The sequence below is a fragment of the Rossellomorea sp. H136 genome, assembly GCF_056838065.1.
The window spans coordinates 1,119,919-1,135,204 of record NZ_CM166371.1; the positions used below are offsets into that span (position 1 = coordinate 1,119,919).

At 42.0% G+C, this 15,286-nt stretch carries 15 protein-coding genes and 1 riboswitch; of the genes, 12 read left to right on the forward strand and 3 right to left on the reverse strand.

Annotation, left to right across the window (positions count from 1 at the left end; translation table 11 throughout):
• Window positions 1–180 precede the first annotated feature (180 nt).
• Entirely contained in the window at window positions 181–1,011 is an 831-nt protein-coding gene (locus ACYH0O_RS05630; RefSeq protein ID WP_482631531.1) for a glycerophosphodiester phosphodiesterase, read from the forward strand.
• A 90-nt stretch (window positions 1,012–1,101) separates the two neighbouring features.
• Here ACYH0O_RS05630 and ACYH0O_RS05635 read toward each other — a convergent pair whose 3' ends face one another.
• Window positions 1,102–1,635 (reverse strand): GNAT family N-acetyltransferase, encoded by a 534-nt coding sequence (locus ACYH0O_RS05635; RefSeq protein WP_482631532.1) that lies wholly within the window; start codon window positions 1,633–1,635, stop codon window positions 1,102–1,104.
• Between the two features lie 583 nt (window positions 1,636–2,218).
• Between ACYH0O_RS05635 and ACYH0O_RS05640 the strand changes: the two genes are divergently transcribed.
• The 4 genes from ACYH0O_RS05640 to ACYH0O_RS05655 all read left to right on the forward strand — a co-directional run bounded on the left by ACYH0O_RS05640 (window position 2,219) and on the right by ACYH0O_RS05655 (window position 5,513).
• The gene (locus ACYH0O_RS05640) at window positions 2,219–3,409 is read left to right on the forward strand and encodes an MFS transporter (RefSeq protein WP_482631533.1); all 1,191 of its coding nucleotides are present in this window, start codon (window positions 2,219–2,221) and stop codon (window positions 3,407–3,409) included.
• 131 nt (window positions 3,410–3,540) lie between these two features.
• Entirely contained in the window at window positions 3,541–3,984 is a 444-nt protein-coding gene (locus tag ACYH0O_RS05645; RefSeq protein WP_482631534.1) for a GyrI-like domain-containing protein, read from the forward strand.
• Window positions 3,985–4,393: 409 nt separating this feature from the next.
• On the forward strand, window positions 4,394–4,912 hold the full coding sequence (locus ACYH0O_RS05650; RefSeq protein WP_482631535.1) for a hypothetical protein: 519 nt from the start codon (window positions 4,394–4,396) through the stop codon (window positions 4,910–4,912).
• 94 nt (window positions 4,913–5,006) lie between these two features.
• On the forward strand, window positions 5,007–5,513 hold the full coding sequence (locus ACYH0O_RS05655; RefSeq protein ID WP_482631536.1) for a DNA topology modulation protein: 507 nt from the start codon (window positions 5,007–5,009) through the stop codon (window positions 5,511–5,513).
• Window positions 5,514–5,944: 431 nt separating this feature from the next.
• On the opposite strand, the gene ACYH0O_RS05660 is transcribed toward ACYH0O_RS05655, so the two are convergent.
• Both ACYH0O_RS05660 and ACYH0O_RS05665 read right to left on the reverse strand, forming a co-directional pair.
• On the reverse strand, window positions 5,945–6,118 hold the full coding sequence (locus ACYH0O_RS05660) for a hypothetical protein (protein ID WP_482631537.1): 174 nt from the start codon (window positions 6,116–6,118) through the stop codon (window positions 5,945–5,947).
• Between the two features lie 205 nt (window positions 6,119–6,323).
• Window positions 6,324–6,548, reverse strand: a complete 225-nt coding sequence (locus tag ACYH0O_RS05665; RefSeq protein ID WP_482631538.1) for an IDEAL domain-containing protein — start codon at window positions 6,546–6,548, stop codon at window positions 6,324–6,326.
• 357 nt (window positions 6,549–6,905) lie between these two features.
• Window positions 6,906–7,103, forward strand: a riboswitch (cobalamin riboswitch).
• Between the two features lie 176 nt (window positions 7,104–7,279).
• Here ACYH0O_RS05665 and ACYH0O_RS05670 point away from each other — a divergent pair.
• The 7 genes from ACYH0O_RS05670 (at window position 7,280) to ACYH0O_RS05700 (ending at window position 15,278) form a co-directional block, all read left to right on the forward strand.
• Window positions 7,280–7,504 (forward strand): hypothetical protein, encoded by a 225-nt coding sequence (locus ACYH0O_RS05670; protein WP_482631539.1) that lies wholly within the window; start codon window positions 7,280–7,282, stop codon window positions 7,502–7,504.
• Window positions 7,505–8,620 carry a citrate synthase gene (gene mmgD / locus ACYH0O_RS05675; RefSeq protein ID WP_482631540.1) on the forward strand — a complete coding sequence of 372 codons (1,116 nt, stop codon included), beginning with the start codon at window positions 7,505–7,507 and terminating at the stop codon, window positions 8,618–8,620.
• A 102-nt stretch (window positions 8,621–8,722) separates the two neighbouring features.
• Window positions 8,723–10,156, forward strand: a complete 1,434-nt coding sequence (prpD, locus tag ACYH0O_RS05680; protein ID WP_482631541.1) for a 2-methylcitrate dehydratase — start codon at window positions 8,723–8,725, stop codon at window positions 10,154–10,156.
• An 18-nt stretch (window positions 10,157–10,174) separates the two neighbouring features.
• Window positions 10,175–11,089: a methylisocitrate lyase gene (gene prpB / locus ACYH0O_RS05685; RefSeq protein WP_482631542.1), complete on the forward strand. Its 915-nt coding sequence runs from the start codon at window positions 10,175–10,177 to the stop codon at window positions 11,087–11,089.
• Between the two features lie 105 nt (window positions 11,090–11,194).
• Complete coding sequence (locus ACYH0O_RS05690) at window positions 11,195–12,904, forward strand: acyl-CoA dehydrogenase family protein (protein ID WP_482631543.1); 1,710 nt, start codon at window positions 11,195–11,197, stop codon at window positions 12,902–12,904.
• 15 nt (window positions 12,905–12,919) lie between these two features.
• Complete coding sequence (locus ACYH0O_RS05695) at window positions 12,920–13,807, forward strand: NAD(P)-dependent oxidoreductase (RefSeq protein WP_482631544.1); 888 nt, start codon at window positions 12,920–12,922, stop codon at window positions 13,805–13,807.
• A 16-nt stretch (window positions 13,808–13,823) separates the two neighbouring features.
• Window positions 13,824–15,278 carry a CoA-acylating methylmalonate-semialdehyde dehydrogenase gene (locus tag ACYH0O_RS05700; protein WP_482631545.1) on the forward strand — a complete coding sequence of 485 codons (1,455 nt, stop codon included), beginning with the start codon at window positions 13,824–13,826 and terminating at the stop codon, window positions 15,276–15,278.
• Window positions 15,279–15,286: the final 8 nt, after the last annotated feature.

Below are 15,286 nucleotides of genomic sequence, written 5' to 3' on the forward strand. Positions count from 1 at the left end.
TTTGTAAGTAAAATGAATCAGTAGCTAATTTCCGACAATAGATTTGTGAAAAAACGTAAGGAAAAAGGTCGGATTTTGTTAACAAAATCTATATTAAGCTGTATTGATATCTTCACACCAATACAACATCCCTTTTCTAAAATACAGTGGTATCCATATTTCAGATGGGAGATGAAGAATTTGAACAAAAAATTATTAATCGGTACAGGTGTTGCGTTTTCGCTGTTATTCAGCCCGTTCAGTCAAGTTTTTGCAGAAGAACCAACAGCAGGGGAAAGAAAGCAAGTGGATAATGTAGCACACCGCGGAGCTGCAGGTTATGCCCCTGAAAATACGATAGCTGGTTTTGATCTGGCGGTTGATATGAAGGCGGATTACATTGAAATCGATGTTCAAAGAAGTCAAGATGGTGAATTGGTCGTAATCCATGATACAACTGTGGATCGCACTACAGATGGAACGGGGAAAGTAGGGGATTTAACACTTGAACAGCTTCAAATTCTTGATGCAGGTAGTTGGAGGGGAGAAGCATTTGCAGGAGAGCCGATTCCGACCTTTGAAGAGGTTCTGGATCGTTACCATGGAAAAGTTGGAATTTTAATAGAGTTAAAGGCTCCAGAGCTTTATCCTGGTATTGAGGAACAAGTGGCTGAAGCATTAAAAGAACGGAATCTCGACAAACCCCAAAATGAAAAAATCATTCTTCAATCGTTTAACTTTGACACGATGAAAGAAATGGACAGGCTGCTTCCCCGAGTGCCGGTAGCTGTATTAACTTCTAACCTGGCGCTTACTACAAAGGAAGCTTTGCAAGAAATCTCCACCTATGCGGAATGGTTCAACCCAAGCTATGGAATCGTGACAGAAGAAGTAGTTGATCAAGTACACGCCCAAGGGATGCAAATCGGATCATGGACGGTACGCAGTCAGGAAACAGCAGACTTTCTGTTAGACATGAAGGTTGACGCGATCATTACGGATTATCCGGATTATGTAGATCCTGGAAACTAATATTCTTGTGAAAGGGGAGTAATAAGGTTCCGGTTACTTCAAAAAAAGAGGTTGTCCCAATACTTCATAAAGGACAACCTCTTATTAACTTTATTCTAAAAAAGCTTTTGAATAATGCACGACACCTCGTACATTTCTAAGAGAATGCTCAGATAATTCCAGAGCCATAAATACTTCATCAGGCACTTCAAATGGAGGCTTGATATTCCATAATACCGCTTGCTTAAAGCCAAACTTCGGATAATAATCTTTATGACCTAACACAATCACTGATTGAAAACCGAGCTCTTTAGCCTTTTGCAGGGCTGCACGTATCAATTGGCTTCCTATTCCCTTTTTTTGAAATGAGGGTGCTACAGACACGGGAGCCAGTGCCAGAGAATCTGCCACTTTATCGTGGTCTATAATAGTGATTTTAGATAGTAGGATGTGACCGACCACTTCATGGCTTTGGTTGATGGCAACCAATGAAAGCTCGGGTATAAATGCATCTGATTTTCTAATTTTATTTACAAGCAGATGTTCTTTCTTATCGCTATACTCCTCATGTGAAAATGCTTGTTTAGTCATTTCTTCTGTCGAGCTATATTCTTCAGGGCGTTCTTGTCTAATGAAGATATCCATTTATAGTCTCCTATTCTTTAATAAAAGTTGTTTGGTTCAAATATAAATGGTACTTTCTTAATGAATAGTGTCATTAAGAAAGTTTTCACCCCAGTAATAAACATATGTTATACAGACAAAAACCTCCAAGTTAGTATGTACTTATTTTATTCAGTTAAGAATTCGGGGTCAACCTCGGATAAGGATTGCTTGTCCAGAACCGGAAAGAACTATATAATAAAAAAGGATCTTAAACATAAAGGAGGGAAAATTCATGCATTCGTTTACTGTAGACATCAAAGCTGAGAAAAAATATCTTGTTTTCATGATGTCTATTTTTGGAATTTCAGCTGTCCTCGGGACAAGTATGTCCTTTTTTAGCTGAATTTCAATAATGTGAACGTACGTATGATTTCCTGAAAATAGCGAAAGCCACGGGGAATGCTTCCCTGTGGCTTTTTTTGATCTAGCTACGGCGGCTAGAGGCTCGAGGTCATAAACTAAACATGCAAAAAAGGCAATATGCGCCTTTCCGGCATGTTCATCTTATGCTTGTCGCCTCCGCTTTTCTATTAACCTTATGTTTATGAGAGGACGAAATGAAATGATAAAGACAAAAAACAATATTTATCTGCTATATTTTTATATATTCTTTGCCCAGTTATTCTTTGACCGGGCGTTGTGGGTCATCTACCTTGGTGATAAGGGGATGACATTCGGTGAAATCGGTATATTGGAGGCGTTTCTCCATTTAGCCATCGTCCTGTTTGAGGTTCCGACTGGGATGATCGCAGATTTGTATGGGAGGAAGGTCAGCCTGGTGATCGGGAATGTGTTCAGTCTCCTTTATGGGTTGTTCATGCTGATGAGCGGTACGTTCTCGATGTTTACCTTGGCCTTTCTATCCATGGGTCTAATGGTCACCTTTCATTCCGGCGCCGAGCAGGCGTTTGCTTATGACACGTTGAAAAATGAAAAACGTGAGAAGGATTATACGAAGGTAATTGGAAGCATGACGGCCATTTCCCTCTTATCATTGAGCCTTGCCAAATTCCTTGGGGGATTCATGGCAGAAATCAGCTGGGAATGGGTATACGGTGCAACCATCGTCACCCATGTCCTTGCTGTGATTCCACTGTTCTTCATGAAGGAACCGGAACGTGAAAAGACGGAGGATATCGGCGGACGATGGTATAACCAGTGGGTTCATCAATTTAAATTAGGGGTTGCCGCTTGGAGAAATAACAAGGTCATTCACCAGCCTGTTGTGCTATTCATCTTAGCGAGTGCAGTCATGGTGATCATGGTGTTCTACGGACAGGAATACTTCATTCAATTAGGTTACTCCCCTGTTGTCGTGGGTGCTGTGTTTACAATTGAAGGGCTCCTTGGCGTCGTGATGGCGAAGATCGCTTACAGGGTGGAGGCGCGATTTAAGTTCTTTAATATTTTATATTATGGCTTAGGTCTTTTCCTCTTCTTTTTCATCCTGTTCATCTTCGCCACGGACTGGGCGATCCTGTTATCGTTTTTGATCCTTGCACAGCTCTTGAGTCTGTTCGAACCGATCTTCAGCTCATTCGTGCAAAACTTTCTGCAGAGCAATATCAGGTCAACTTTCCTTTCCCTGATCGGATTAATGGAGAGCTTCGTCATCATGATCAGCTTTCCGATATTCGGATTTGCCATTGAACGTACGGGGTTTACCGACGGATTTGCGGGCCTGCTTCTGATTTTCTTCGTGCTGGCAGGCGGGTATTTGGTTGGTCAGAGATTTATTGAACGGATAAGGTAAAGAAGGAGCTTCTCACTTTTAGGTGGGGGGCTTTTTTTACATCAGAACAGGAAAATTATGTTAAAGTTGAGAGGTTAGAACTCAACTAGGGGGTCAAAATGAAATTATCCTAAATAAAAGGAGAGATTAAAGTGCATGGTGAAAAAATGAAAAAAACGTTCCGAGTAGTAGGTCTAAAAGGGGAAGGGGCTTTCACTGAATTTAGCACGGAGGTACCAAAACGTGCCCGGCAATTTCTAGAGAGGTTACATGAAATCGAAGCATTGCATGGTCCTGAAATCACCCTTTATGAACCCAAGAGGGATACGGACCATATGGAAGGGATCTATTATGTCGGGATCATGGTGGACGAAGCCCTCACAAAAGTTCCGGTGGGAATGGAATATATCGAACTGGACGAAGAGTATGTTACGGCGAGTGGGAACGTACAACATATTGGCGAGCTTCATAACGATCTTTTGAATTGGATGGATGAACAGGGATATAAAAGGAAACCTGAGTCTTATATTGTGGAGACCTATCATCCTTTGGAAAATGGCGAGGAAGAAGTAGCGATATACTTACCTATTCAATAGTAGGATTCTCCCCACGTCATTTTTCGAGATCATAAAAAGAAAAAGTGGATCATATATCAAAATTCCGGGTAATAAATGGTTGAAACCGGATCATAGATATAACTGAAAAGTGGTTCATAAGTCGTGAATACCGGTTGATATATTGGATGAGAGATGATTATCTACTCAAATAAGCTCATTGATGATCATAAAACGTGATATTTTCATAGGTCTTGATCAAAAACAATTGAAAGGGTGTTTAGTTGAAAGATTTTTATGGTCCTTATTTTAGTAGGTTCATGGAGCCCCGGGGAAAGGCACCTTGGCTTTAGGTGAAAAAGGATACCAACGGGATTGTCTCTGTGGTTTTTTTAGAATAGCTTAAATATACATGACCTATCTTGTCGTGTGACCAGAAAGGGGGAAATTCGTGTTTTTATTTATCGCATTTGCGCTGCTATTTCTAAATGTGGCGTTTCTTATTTTAAAGCTTGTGGCTCCTTACTCTGAAATGATGAACTCTTTTAAAACAGTGAATGGATTTTGGAAAGCTCAGGTGGCTTGTTTGGCTTTTGTCTTGCTCTTCGTATTTCTCCATTTTTCAGGGGAGGAGAGGGCCAAATGGCATATTAGCCCTGACTATGTTTCAGATGGCAATTTGTATTTAGGTGATGAGAAGGGGAGCATCGAATACAATTCATTTGTGATGGAGGAAGATAACTTTAAAACGAATCTGATACTTCCAGAGAAAGCCGTAGGTGCAGATAAAGTGCGCCTTCTGTTCACTCACGATGGCCGCGGAAAAAAAGCACCGATCGCGTTACCGCATTCTCGGGAGAAGGAACAACCAGTGACGCTGTGGTTTCCTGACAGTGGGAAATGGAGAATGGATATTGAAATAAATGGTTCCGTCTATTCTTCAGTCGTGTTGCCCGTCAAAGAGAAATAACCGAATCATAGGGATAGGTCCCTTGGCTTTTTTCCGGAATAAGGGCCAAAGGGCCTGTCCTTATGATCTTGAGAAAGAGAAAAAGGGGGTCCCCATGAAAAAGGTTGTACTTATTGGTTCAGGTGGATCGGGGAAATCTACACTGGCAAGGCAATTAGGTGAAAAACTAAAGATAGATGTTTATCATCTTGATGCGATGTTTTGGAAACCTAATTGGGTTGGTGTTCCAAAGAATGAGCAGAAAAAAGTTCAAAATGATTTAGTTAGAAAAGAAGAATGGATCATTGATGGGAACTATGGCGGGACCATGGAGATAAGACTGAATGCAGCAGATACCATCATCTTTCTCGATATTTCCAGAATAATTTGTGTCTACCGTGCTTCCAAAAGATTGTTGAAGTACAGAAATAAAACAAGACCGGATATGGGGGAAGGTTGCGAAGAAAGATTTGACTTGAAATTTTTTAAATGGATATGGAAATATCCGAAAACCAGCAGACCGGAAATTTTAAATATACTTAAACAATTGCCTAAAGATAAACAAGTCATCATGTTGAAGTCACCAAGAGAAGTTCAACAGTTCTTGGAAAAAGTAAGATGACTTTATTTATCTAAAGGGGATGAACGTCGTGAATTGCAAATTTTAAATATCTTATCAATCCTTTGTAGGGTTTCATTAGGAGCTTCAGCTTTCTTCTTGTTCAAAGCATTTTTTGAAACAGCCAAGGAAAATTCGACACGCTGGCATGATTACGATGGAAAGTGGCATGATTATTGTCATTCCGGCACGATAAATCTGAAACTGGCATGATTATCCGAAATCATGCTTGAAAGTAGCCTAAACCGGCACGATTACCGCGTAAAGATTACAATTTTCTTTTAAATCGCTTGTTTTTTTATACATAGTTGTTTCCACCTGGCGAATAGCAGGTTCCGATTAGAAAATCTTGAACACTCCCTGCGCTTTTTGAATTAAAAAGTAACCCAAAAATGGCTTGGTTCAAACCTCAAGCCATTTTTGGGTTGAATCAGCTATTCATTGATCTTTTGTTGCACCTGTTGGATTTTCTGTTGTGCTTTTTCAAGTTCGCTTTGAGCAAAATGACACGCATCTGCTTCAGAACCGTTTGAATTAACTTGCTTTAAATGAAGATGTGCTTTATGGATAATATCTTGGGCTTCTTGTAATTCGCTTTTAAAGTTCATAGCCGTTCATCCTCCATTAAATTATTCACCATTATCATGTGCAGGTCTTCAATGAATTACTCATCTCATATCATCAGGAGAGGATCATTCATCTCTTTCAGGTGAAAATGAAAAAGGAGAGAAACTCCTGCCAAAGTCAGCAAGAGAATTCTCTCCTTTTCATTATCCATAAAAACCAGTGGCTTATTTATATCCAATCAATCGATTATACCGTTACATCCTTTTCCTCGTGATCTTTACGGATCTGATTTAACTCCTCCGTGAACCGCAGGAATTCTTCTTTGTTTCGATCACGTAATGATTGGTCGATTTTCTGTTCGAGTTGCTCTTTCCGGAAAGTTAGCAGGGCCTTGTCCAAAATCATTTCTGCAAAAAGAGAGTCTATGCCGGGTACCTCGGACTGTGGTGAATTTAGCAAATACTTCTTCATGAAAAATCAACTCCTTGACCTTTTTTATATTATACTAACCATTATCTCAATATTCAAACATTTTAATCGAAAATAATAAATTAATTGAAGGGAAGGAAGTTGGAACCAGTTTCATTTAAGATTTTGTTAAGTTTGCTTTTCCTTATTCAGCTACTAATCCTCGGTGTTGAAACCGCCATTTACTCAGGTTTCGTATCAAAATTAATGAACTTTAAAAAATATTTCCCCGTGGCTTGGAAGTATTTAGCTGATTTGCTTGTCCCATACAAAAAAGCTTCAGAATTAAAAAGGAAAATATATCAAACAATAAAATTGTTTGTAATTTTTAGAAATATTTGATATGTTTGATTGGAAAACTGAATACGTGTAGAAGCAGGTGTAGAGGGATATGACGATCCTCTACTTAATAGGGAAGTTCGGTTAGAGTCCGACGCTGTCCCGCAACTGTAATTGGGAGCGATTCGAAAAAGCCACTGTCTTTAGAAATTTGAAGATGGGAAGGTTCGGAGAGTGATGATCATAAGTCAGGAGACCTGCCTGTTTCAGCACACATCAATACCTACGAGGATAGGGGGTGTTAAGTGCGAACGAGTGATCAACATTTTTTGTTTTGGCTTTTTGGGGGAACAGAAAATGTTTATTTAAGCATCAGTTCGATCTTAACAACTTCTTTTTAGAAGTTGTTTTTTTATTGTCCATTTTTAAACAAGACGGATTCGAGGTGAACTTCTTTGTATGGAACAGTTGAGTATTTTACTGATTACTTCAAAACGTGCATTATGAACAACTTCAGTGGAGAAAAGCCACTTATGCTTCCTTCTAATTATCAGCGATTGACAGAAGAAATCATAATGCGGATAGAAAAAAGAGAAGATAAAGAAGTTTGTCTGAGCAATCTTGAAAGGGCTTACAACAAAATAAATGATGAGTTATTTGGAGATAGGAGGAAGAGATGATTGGAAGCTAAAGAAAAATTTTTCCCCGGACTTGATGGTGTTGTTGCAGCAGAAACAAAGATCTCGTTTTTAGATACGGTACAAAGTGAAATTGTCATCCAGGGCTATGACCTTATTAAACTATCACAATCTAAAGAGTACATGGATATTGTCCATTTACTGCTGGAAGAGAGTTTACCTGATTCTGCAGAGAAAGAAGCGCTGGAAAAGGTGTTGAAAGGTGAATATGAAATACCTGGGGATCTGATTGAAATATTCAAACAGCTTCCTGGAAATACACATCCCATGGATGGGCTTAGAACAGGAATTTCAGCTCTTGCAGGATATGACAACAAACTCGATGATCGTTCATTACCCGTGAATAAAGGGCGGGCTTATCAACTTCTTGGAATGGTGCCCAACGTTGTGGCGAATAGCTATCGGATCATTCAACAAATGGAGCCGATCCGTCCAAACGAAGATCTATCATACAGTGCAAATTTCTTTTACATGATCACTGGGCGAGTCCCTTCTCTACTGGAAGAAAAGATATTTGACCGCTCTTTAGTCCTTTATAGTGAGCATGAGATGCCGAATTCCACTTTCACGGCAAGGGTGATCGCGTCTACTCATTCTGATTTATACGGTGCCTTAACCGGTGCGGTGGCTTCCTTAAAAGGGAACCTGCACGGAGGAGCGAATGAAGCGGTTATGTACATGCTTAATGAAGCAGGCAGTGTGGAAGCATTTGAAGAGTTGCTCGAAATGAAAATGATGAAAAAAGAAAAGATCATGGGGTTTGGGCATCGCGTGTATATGAAGAAGATGGACCCTAGGGCATTAATGATGAAGGAAGCGTTAAAAGAACTATGTGATGTAAAAGGCGACCACCTTTTATATGAAATGTGTGAAGCCGGTGAGAGAGTAATGGAGAGAGAGAAAGGAATCTATCCGAATCTTGATTATTATGCAGCTCCGGTCTATTGGATGTTGGGGATACCGATTCCACTATATACTCCAATCTTCTTTAGTGCCAGAACAGTCGGACTTTGTGCGCATGTGATTGAGCAGCACGCCAATAATCGACTCTTCCGTCCGCGAGTACATTATACAGGCGAGCGACGTGTATTTAATTAAACAACTGGGGAGTTGTAACGTCGCCCGCCTGATGCAAATGGATATTTTGGCGAATACCCATTTATATCATAAATAACTTTTAACAGAAAAGGAAGGTATCTCATGCTGAAAACGAACGAAACGACGAAAACCGATGTGTTATTGGAAGAAATAGCCGATTACGTATTAGATAGAGACATCACAAGTACGGAAGCATATGAAACGGCACGCTATGTATTGTTTGATACGCTTGGATGCGGAATTCTCGCTTTGAAATACCCGGAATGTACAAAGCTTCTGGGACCTGTCGTACCCGGGACAATTGTACCGAATGGGACTCGAGTGCCAGGTACATCGTTCGTCCTTGATCCTGTGAAAGGGGCATTCAACATAGGGTGCATGATCCGCTGGCTGGATTACAATGATACGTGGCTCGCTGCTGAGTGGGGACATCCATCTGACAACCTTGGAGGCATTCTTGCTGTAGCGGATTATGTAAGCCAGGTACGGATTTCTGAAGGGAAAGAACCCTTACAAGTTCGGGATGTGCTCGAAATGATGATCAAGGCCCACGAGATTCAGGGAGTACTGGCCTTGGAAAATAGCTTGAATCGTGTAGGTCTCGATCATGTTCTATTTGTGAAAATCGCAACGACAGCTGTTGTAACGAAGATGTTGGGTGGATCTCGTCAGGAAATCATTAATGCGTTATCAAATGCATGGATTGACAATTCAAGCTTGCGAACATACCGACATGCACCCAATACAGGCTCGCGAAAATCCTGGGCAGCAGGAGACGCAACAAGCAGGGGCGTTCACTTGGCAATGATGGCTTTAAAAGGCGAGATGGGCTATCCAACCGGACTTTCAGCACCTGGATGGGGATTCCAGGATATACTCTTCAATAAAAAAGAATTGGTACTTGGCCGTCCACTTGAATCGTATGTAATGGAAAATATACTGTTCAAAGTATCTTATCCGGCAGAATTTCATGCACAGACAGCAGCTGAGTGTGCGGTAAAGCTCCACCCATCAGTGATTAACCGACTTGACGAAATCGATGAAATCAGGATCATGACCCATGAATCAGCTATACGCATCATTGATAAAACAGGTCCTCTTCATAATCCGGCGGATCGCGATCATTGTTTGCAGTACATCACAGCCATCGGATTGCTTAAAGGCGATATCAAAGCGGAAGATTATGAAAATGAAACAGCCCTGGATCCAAGAATCGATTCCTTGCGTGAAAAGATGACCGTGGTAGAAAACAAACAATACAGTGAAGATTACCTTGATCCGAGCAAGCGCTCAATCGCAAATAGTGTACAAATTCGTTTCACAGATGGATCCGTTACCGAAAATGTAGAATTAGAGTTTCCATTAGGACACCGATTCAGAAGAGACGAAGCGATTCCAAAGATTAAGGAAAAATTCATGAACAATATCAAGACCCACTATTCTAGCAAACAACAGAGATTGATAGAAGAAGCCTGCTATGACAGGGACACATTAGAAAACATGAAAGTGAATGAATTTGTAGATTTATTCATTTAGAAAAGGAGGATGGCCAAGATGGCATGGATTGTAGACCAACCGTTAGCACAAACAGAGCTTGCGGACCAATTTCAAAAAAGTATGTCCAGTGAATCCATTTTGCAAATACCTGGCGCTCATGATGCGATGGCTGCCCTCATTGCAAAGGAGGCCGGTTTCTCAGCGCTTTATTTATCGGGAGCCGCTTATACAGCAAGCAGGGGACTCCCGGATCTTGGGATGCTGACGTCAACTGAAGTTGCAGAACGCGCCAAAGACCTTGTTCGTGCTACTAATTTGCCGGTATTAGTCGATATCGATACGGGATTCGGAGGATATCTGAACGTAGCACGTACGGCTAGAGAAATGGTGGAGGCCCATGTAGCTGCGGTTCAATTGGAAGATCAGCAATTGCCTAAAAAGTGCGGACATCTAAATGGGAAACAACTCGTATCTCCGGAAGAGATGGTTCAGAAGATCAGGGTGATCAAAGAGGTGGCTCCTTCATTAATTGTCGTAGCGCGTACGGATGCCCGCAGCAGCGAAGGACTGGAAGGTGCGATAGAAAGAGCGGCTATGTATGTAGAAGCAGGTGCCGACGCAATCTTCCCTGAAGCCCTTGAATCTGAAGAAGAGTTTCGACTGTTCCGAAACCGAATCCGAGTTCCGCTTCTTGCTAACATGACAGAGTTCGGGAAGACCCCTTACCATACTGCTGAAGAGTTTCAGGACATGGGTTTTAAGATGGTCATTTATCCTGTGACTTCATTGCGGGTGGCGGCAAAGGCATATGAACGGATCTTCCAGCTGATCAAAAAGGAAGGCACTCAAAGAGAAGGAATCCAGGACATGCAGACAAGAAGCGAGTTATATGACACCATTTCCTATTATGACTTTGAAAATCTTGATAAAGAAATCGCAAAGACTCTCCTAACCGATGAACATAAATCGTAAAGCATAAATGGTAAAAGGGAATCGTGATTCGCATCTATTGTAGGATGTAATCGATTAAACGCTTTTGGTAAATAAGCATAACAAGTCAAAGCGAGGAGGAAACGGATGGGCGAAGCAGAACTTCAAGCTAGTGAACGTTTATTTACTCATCATGGAGAGGAAGTATTTACTCCGGAAGATTTTAATGAGGAAGGTCATCTCATATCGAAAACAACAGAACGATTCGTCAAAAACGATGTAATTCCCCTGCTTGATTCGATTGATCAGCATGATTATGCCAACGTTAAAAAATTGTTTAAAGGAGCAGGGGAGCTTGGCTTGCTCAGTATTGAGGTTCCAGAATCGTATGGTGGCCTGTCACTGAACAAAAAACTTTCAGGGCTTGTAGCAGAGAAGATGGGATTTGGAGGTTCGTTCAGCGTATCCTTTAATATTCATGCAGGCGTAGGTACACTTCCCTACGTATATTATGGAACAGAGAAGCAAAAACATATGTACCTGCCTAAGCTCATATCGGGAGAATGGATTGGAGCCTATGCCTTAACGGAACCTGATGCAGGATCGGATGCACTAAATGCTAAAACGACTGCAGTGTTGAACGAAGAAGGGACATCCTGGCTGTTAAATGGTGAAAAACAGTGGATAACCAACGCACAAGTGGCGGATGTCTACGTCGTCTTTGCCAAAACCGGTGACGGCATGACTGCCTTCATTGTAGAGAGGTCTTTCAATGGGGTTTCAGTTGGCCCAGAAGAGAAGAAGATGGGGATAAAAGGATCTTCGACCGCCACTTTAATCTTGGAAGATGTCCATGTGCCGTCACAGAATGTCCTGGGAAAAGTTGGGCAGGGACATCATGTAGCGTTAAACATTTTAAACATGGCTCGGTTGAAGCTCGCCTTCTCGAACATCGGTACATCGAAGCAGGCACTGAAGCTTGCAGTGGACTACGCGAAACAGCGTACGCAATTTGGTAGACCAATCATCCGTTTTTCCATGATACAAGAAAAGATTGCGGAAATGGCGATTTCGATTTATGGGGCAGAGAGTGCCGCATACAGGACGGCTGACAGCTTAGACCAAGTGCTGGACTCTGCCGCCCCCTTAGATGATCGATTGAGAAAACTCGCACACTACGCAACCGAATGTGCAATCAATAAAGTAAACTGCTCCGAAGTCCTTGACGGGATTGTAGATGAGGCCGTACAGATTCATGGTGGGTATGGATACATGCAGGAATATGAGGTGGAAAGACTTTATCGGGATGCTCGGATAAGCCGGATTTTCGAAGGAACCAATGAAATAAACCGACTGACGATTGCTAAGCTTTTGATCAAAAAAGCATACCAATCTGCCGATTCAAGGAAGGAACACCTAATCCATAAGCATATAAACCGAAATCAGGAATACATCCACTTGTCTAAAATGCTTCTCGACAAATCTTTGAGAGCACTGACACATTTCCACATTAACATCCAGCAGGAGCAAGAATATTCCCGCTTGCTCGCCAACATGATGAAAGAAATCTATGTGATGGAATCTGCGTTCATTCGCTCAGAAAAAGCCATACAAAAGAACGGGATAGACAAAGAGCTATTGAAAACGAACATGACGAACATCATCTGTGAAGAGGGTTATCGAAGAATGGAAGAGATGACAGTCTTGATCATATCGGGAACAGAAACAGATGAAGCCCGCAGAAAAGGGATACTGGATGAAATCAAAAGCCTTCCTGTTCCCCTTTACAGAAATCTGTTTATTCAAAAGCGGGAAATCGCAGAACGCGTGTCTGAACATGAAAAATATATCGTGTGAACGGAGTGAAGTCTTGTGAAAAAGATCGGATTTATCGGTTTGGGCAACATGGGTCTACCTATGTCGCAAAATTTGCTTCTGTCTAACTTTACAGTGTATGGAATGGATCTGAATAAAGAAGCTGAGTTGTCCTTTCTTAAATCGGGAGGTACGGTCGGCGTATCGCTTGATGAGATGGTTGAACGATGTGATGTAATCCTGACAAGCCTTCCATCGACAAACGCAGTGGAGGAGATTTTCCTGGGGGAAAAAGGACTCGTTAACATCTCGGGTCCAAGTGTTATGCTCATCGATACGAGTACGGTAGCTCCAGAACTGAATAGCCGGATAGAAGAGGCGGCTAAGAAAAAGGGTGTGGAATTTCTGGCGGCACCAGTCAGCGGGGGTGTAGTAGGGGCAGTAAATCGAACACTCACTTTCATGGTCGGTGGTGTAAGGTCTGCCTTCGATAAGGCACTGCCTGTATTCAACGCGATGGGTGAGAATATATTTCATGTGAGTGAAAAGATCGACAGTGGTACAAATACGAAGCTCATCAATAATCTACTGATCGGATTTTATACAGCGGGTGTAAGTGAAGCCCTCCATCTTGCTAAGAATAGTGATCTTGATCTTGAAAAATTGTTCGAGATGCTCAACGTCAGTTATGGACAGAGCAGAATCTACGAGCGCAATTATAAAAGTTTCATAGCTGATGATACGTATGAGCCCGGTTTTTCTTTAAAGCTGCTGAGGAAGGATCTCGGGTTTGCTCTTGGACTTGCCGAAAAAAACAACGTGGAACTGCCGGTCAGCAAAATCCTCTTAGACCTATATGAAGAAGCTGAAAAGAACGGTTACGGGGAAAAAGACATGTCCATCTTATACAAAAAAATTAGTGAAAAGACGACAACCATTTTATAAGAAGGGGTGAGAATAGATGATTACAACAAATATTAAAAAAATGCAGAACAACATCAACGGAGAATGGGTAGATTCTACCGGAACGGATGTTGAAGAAGTAATCAATCCTGCGAATGGAAAAATCATTGCCTATGTACCTCTATCGACGAGAACGGATGTCGATCACGCCGTACAGGCCGCTCAAAAGACGTATGAGACTTGGTCATTAGTCCCTGTGCCGAACCGGACAAGACTATTATACAATTACTTAAGGGTTCTTCAAGAACAGAAAGAACAATTGGCTGAAATCATCACGATGGAAAATGGAAAAACGCTAAAGGATGCTCGTGGAGAGGTTCAGCGAGGGATAGAAGTCGTTGAGCTTGCGACTGCGACACCAACTCTAATGATGGGAGAGTCACTACCTGGGATTGCGGATGGAATTGATGGTTCGATTTGGCGTTATCCATTAGGAGTCGTTGCAGGAATTACACCTTTTAACTTTCCGATGATGGTACCACTTTGGATGTTCCCACTTGCGATTTCCTGTGGAAATACGTTTGTTCTGAAGGCATCAGAAAAAACTCCGATCCTAGCAGGTAGACTTGTAGAGCTGTTCTATGAATCAGGTTTCCCTAAAGGTGTCCTTAACCTCGTACACGGAGCAAAAGACGTGGTGAACGGTTTACTGGAGAACGAAGACATCAAAGCCATTTCTTTCGTTGGTTCCGAACCTGTGGCAAAGCATGTTTACCAAACGGGTACAGCTAACGGAAAGCGTGTCCAGGCACTTGCCGGTGCAAAAAACCATGCTGTAGTCCTATCGGATTGCCAGCTTGAGAAGTCGGTTCAAGGCATTATCGGTGCCGCGTTCGGCAGCAGTGGAGAACGCTGTATGGCGTGCTCAGTCGTTGCAGTCGTAGATGAGATCGCTGATGAGTTTATGGAAATGCTCGTTTCTGAAACACGCAAGCTGAAAACAGGAGACGGCAGGTCAGAAGATAACTTTGTAGGTCCCTTGATCCGGGAAGTCCACAAAAACCGTGTGCTCCATTATATTGACACCGGGGTAAGAGAAGGGGCTTCATTACGAGTGGACGGACGGGATCCTGAAGTAGGGGAAGGGTACTATGTCGGGGCGACCATTTTCGACCATGTGAAACCGGATATGAAAATATGGCAAGAGGAACTCTTCGCGCCAGTATTGAGTGTCGTACGAGTAAAAGACCTTGATGAAGGAATCAAACTCACCAATCAATCCAATTTTGCCAATGGTGCTGTTATCTATACGTCGAGCGGCAAAAGTGTCCAGAAGTTTCGCGATAAAATTGATGCCGGCATGATCGGTGTGAATGTCAATGTGCCAGCTCCAATGGCATTCTTCTCATTCGCCGGAAACAAAGCATCATTTTATGGAGACCTTGGAACAAATGGAAAAGACGGTGTCCAATTTTACACACGGAAGAAAGTAGTAACAGAACGCTGGTTCTAAACCTGACC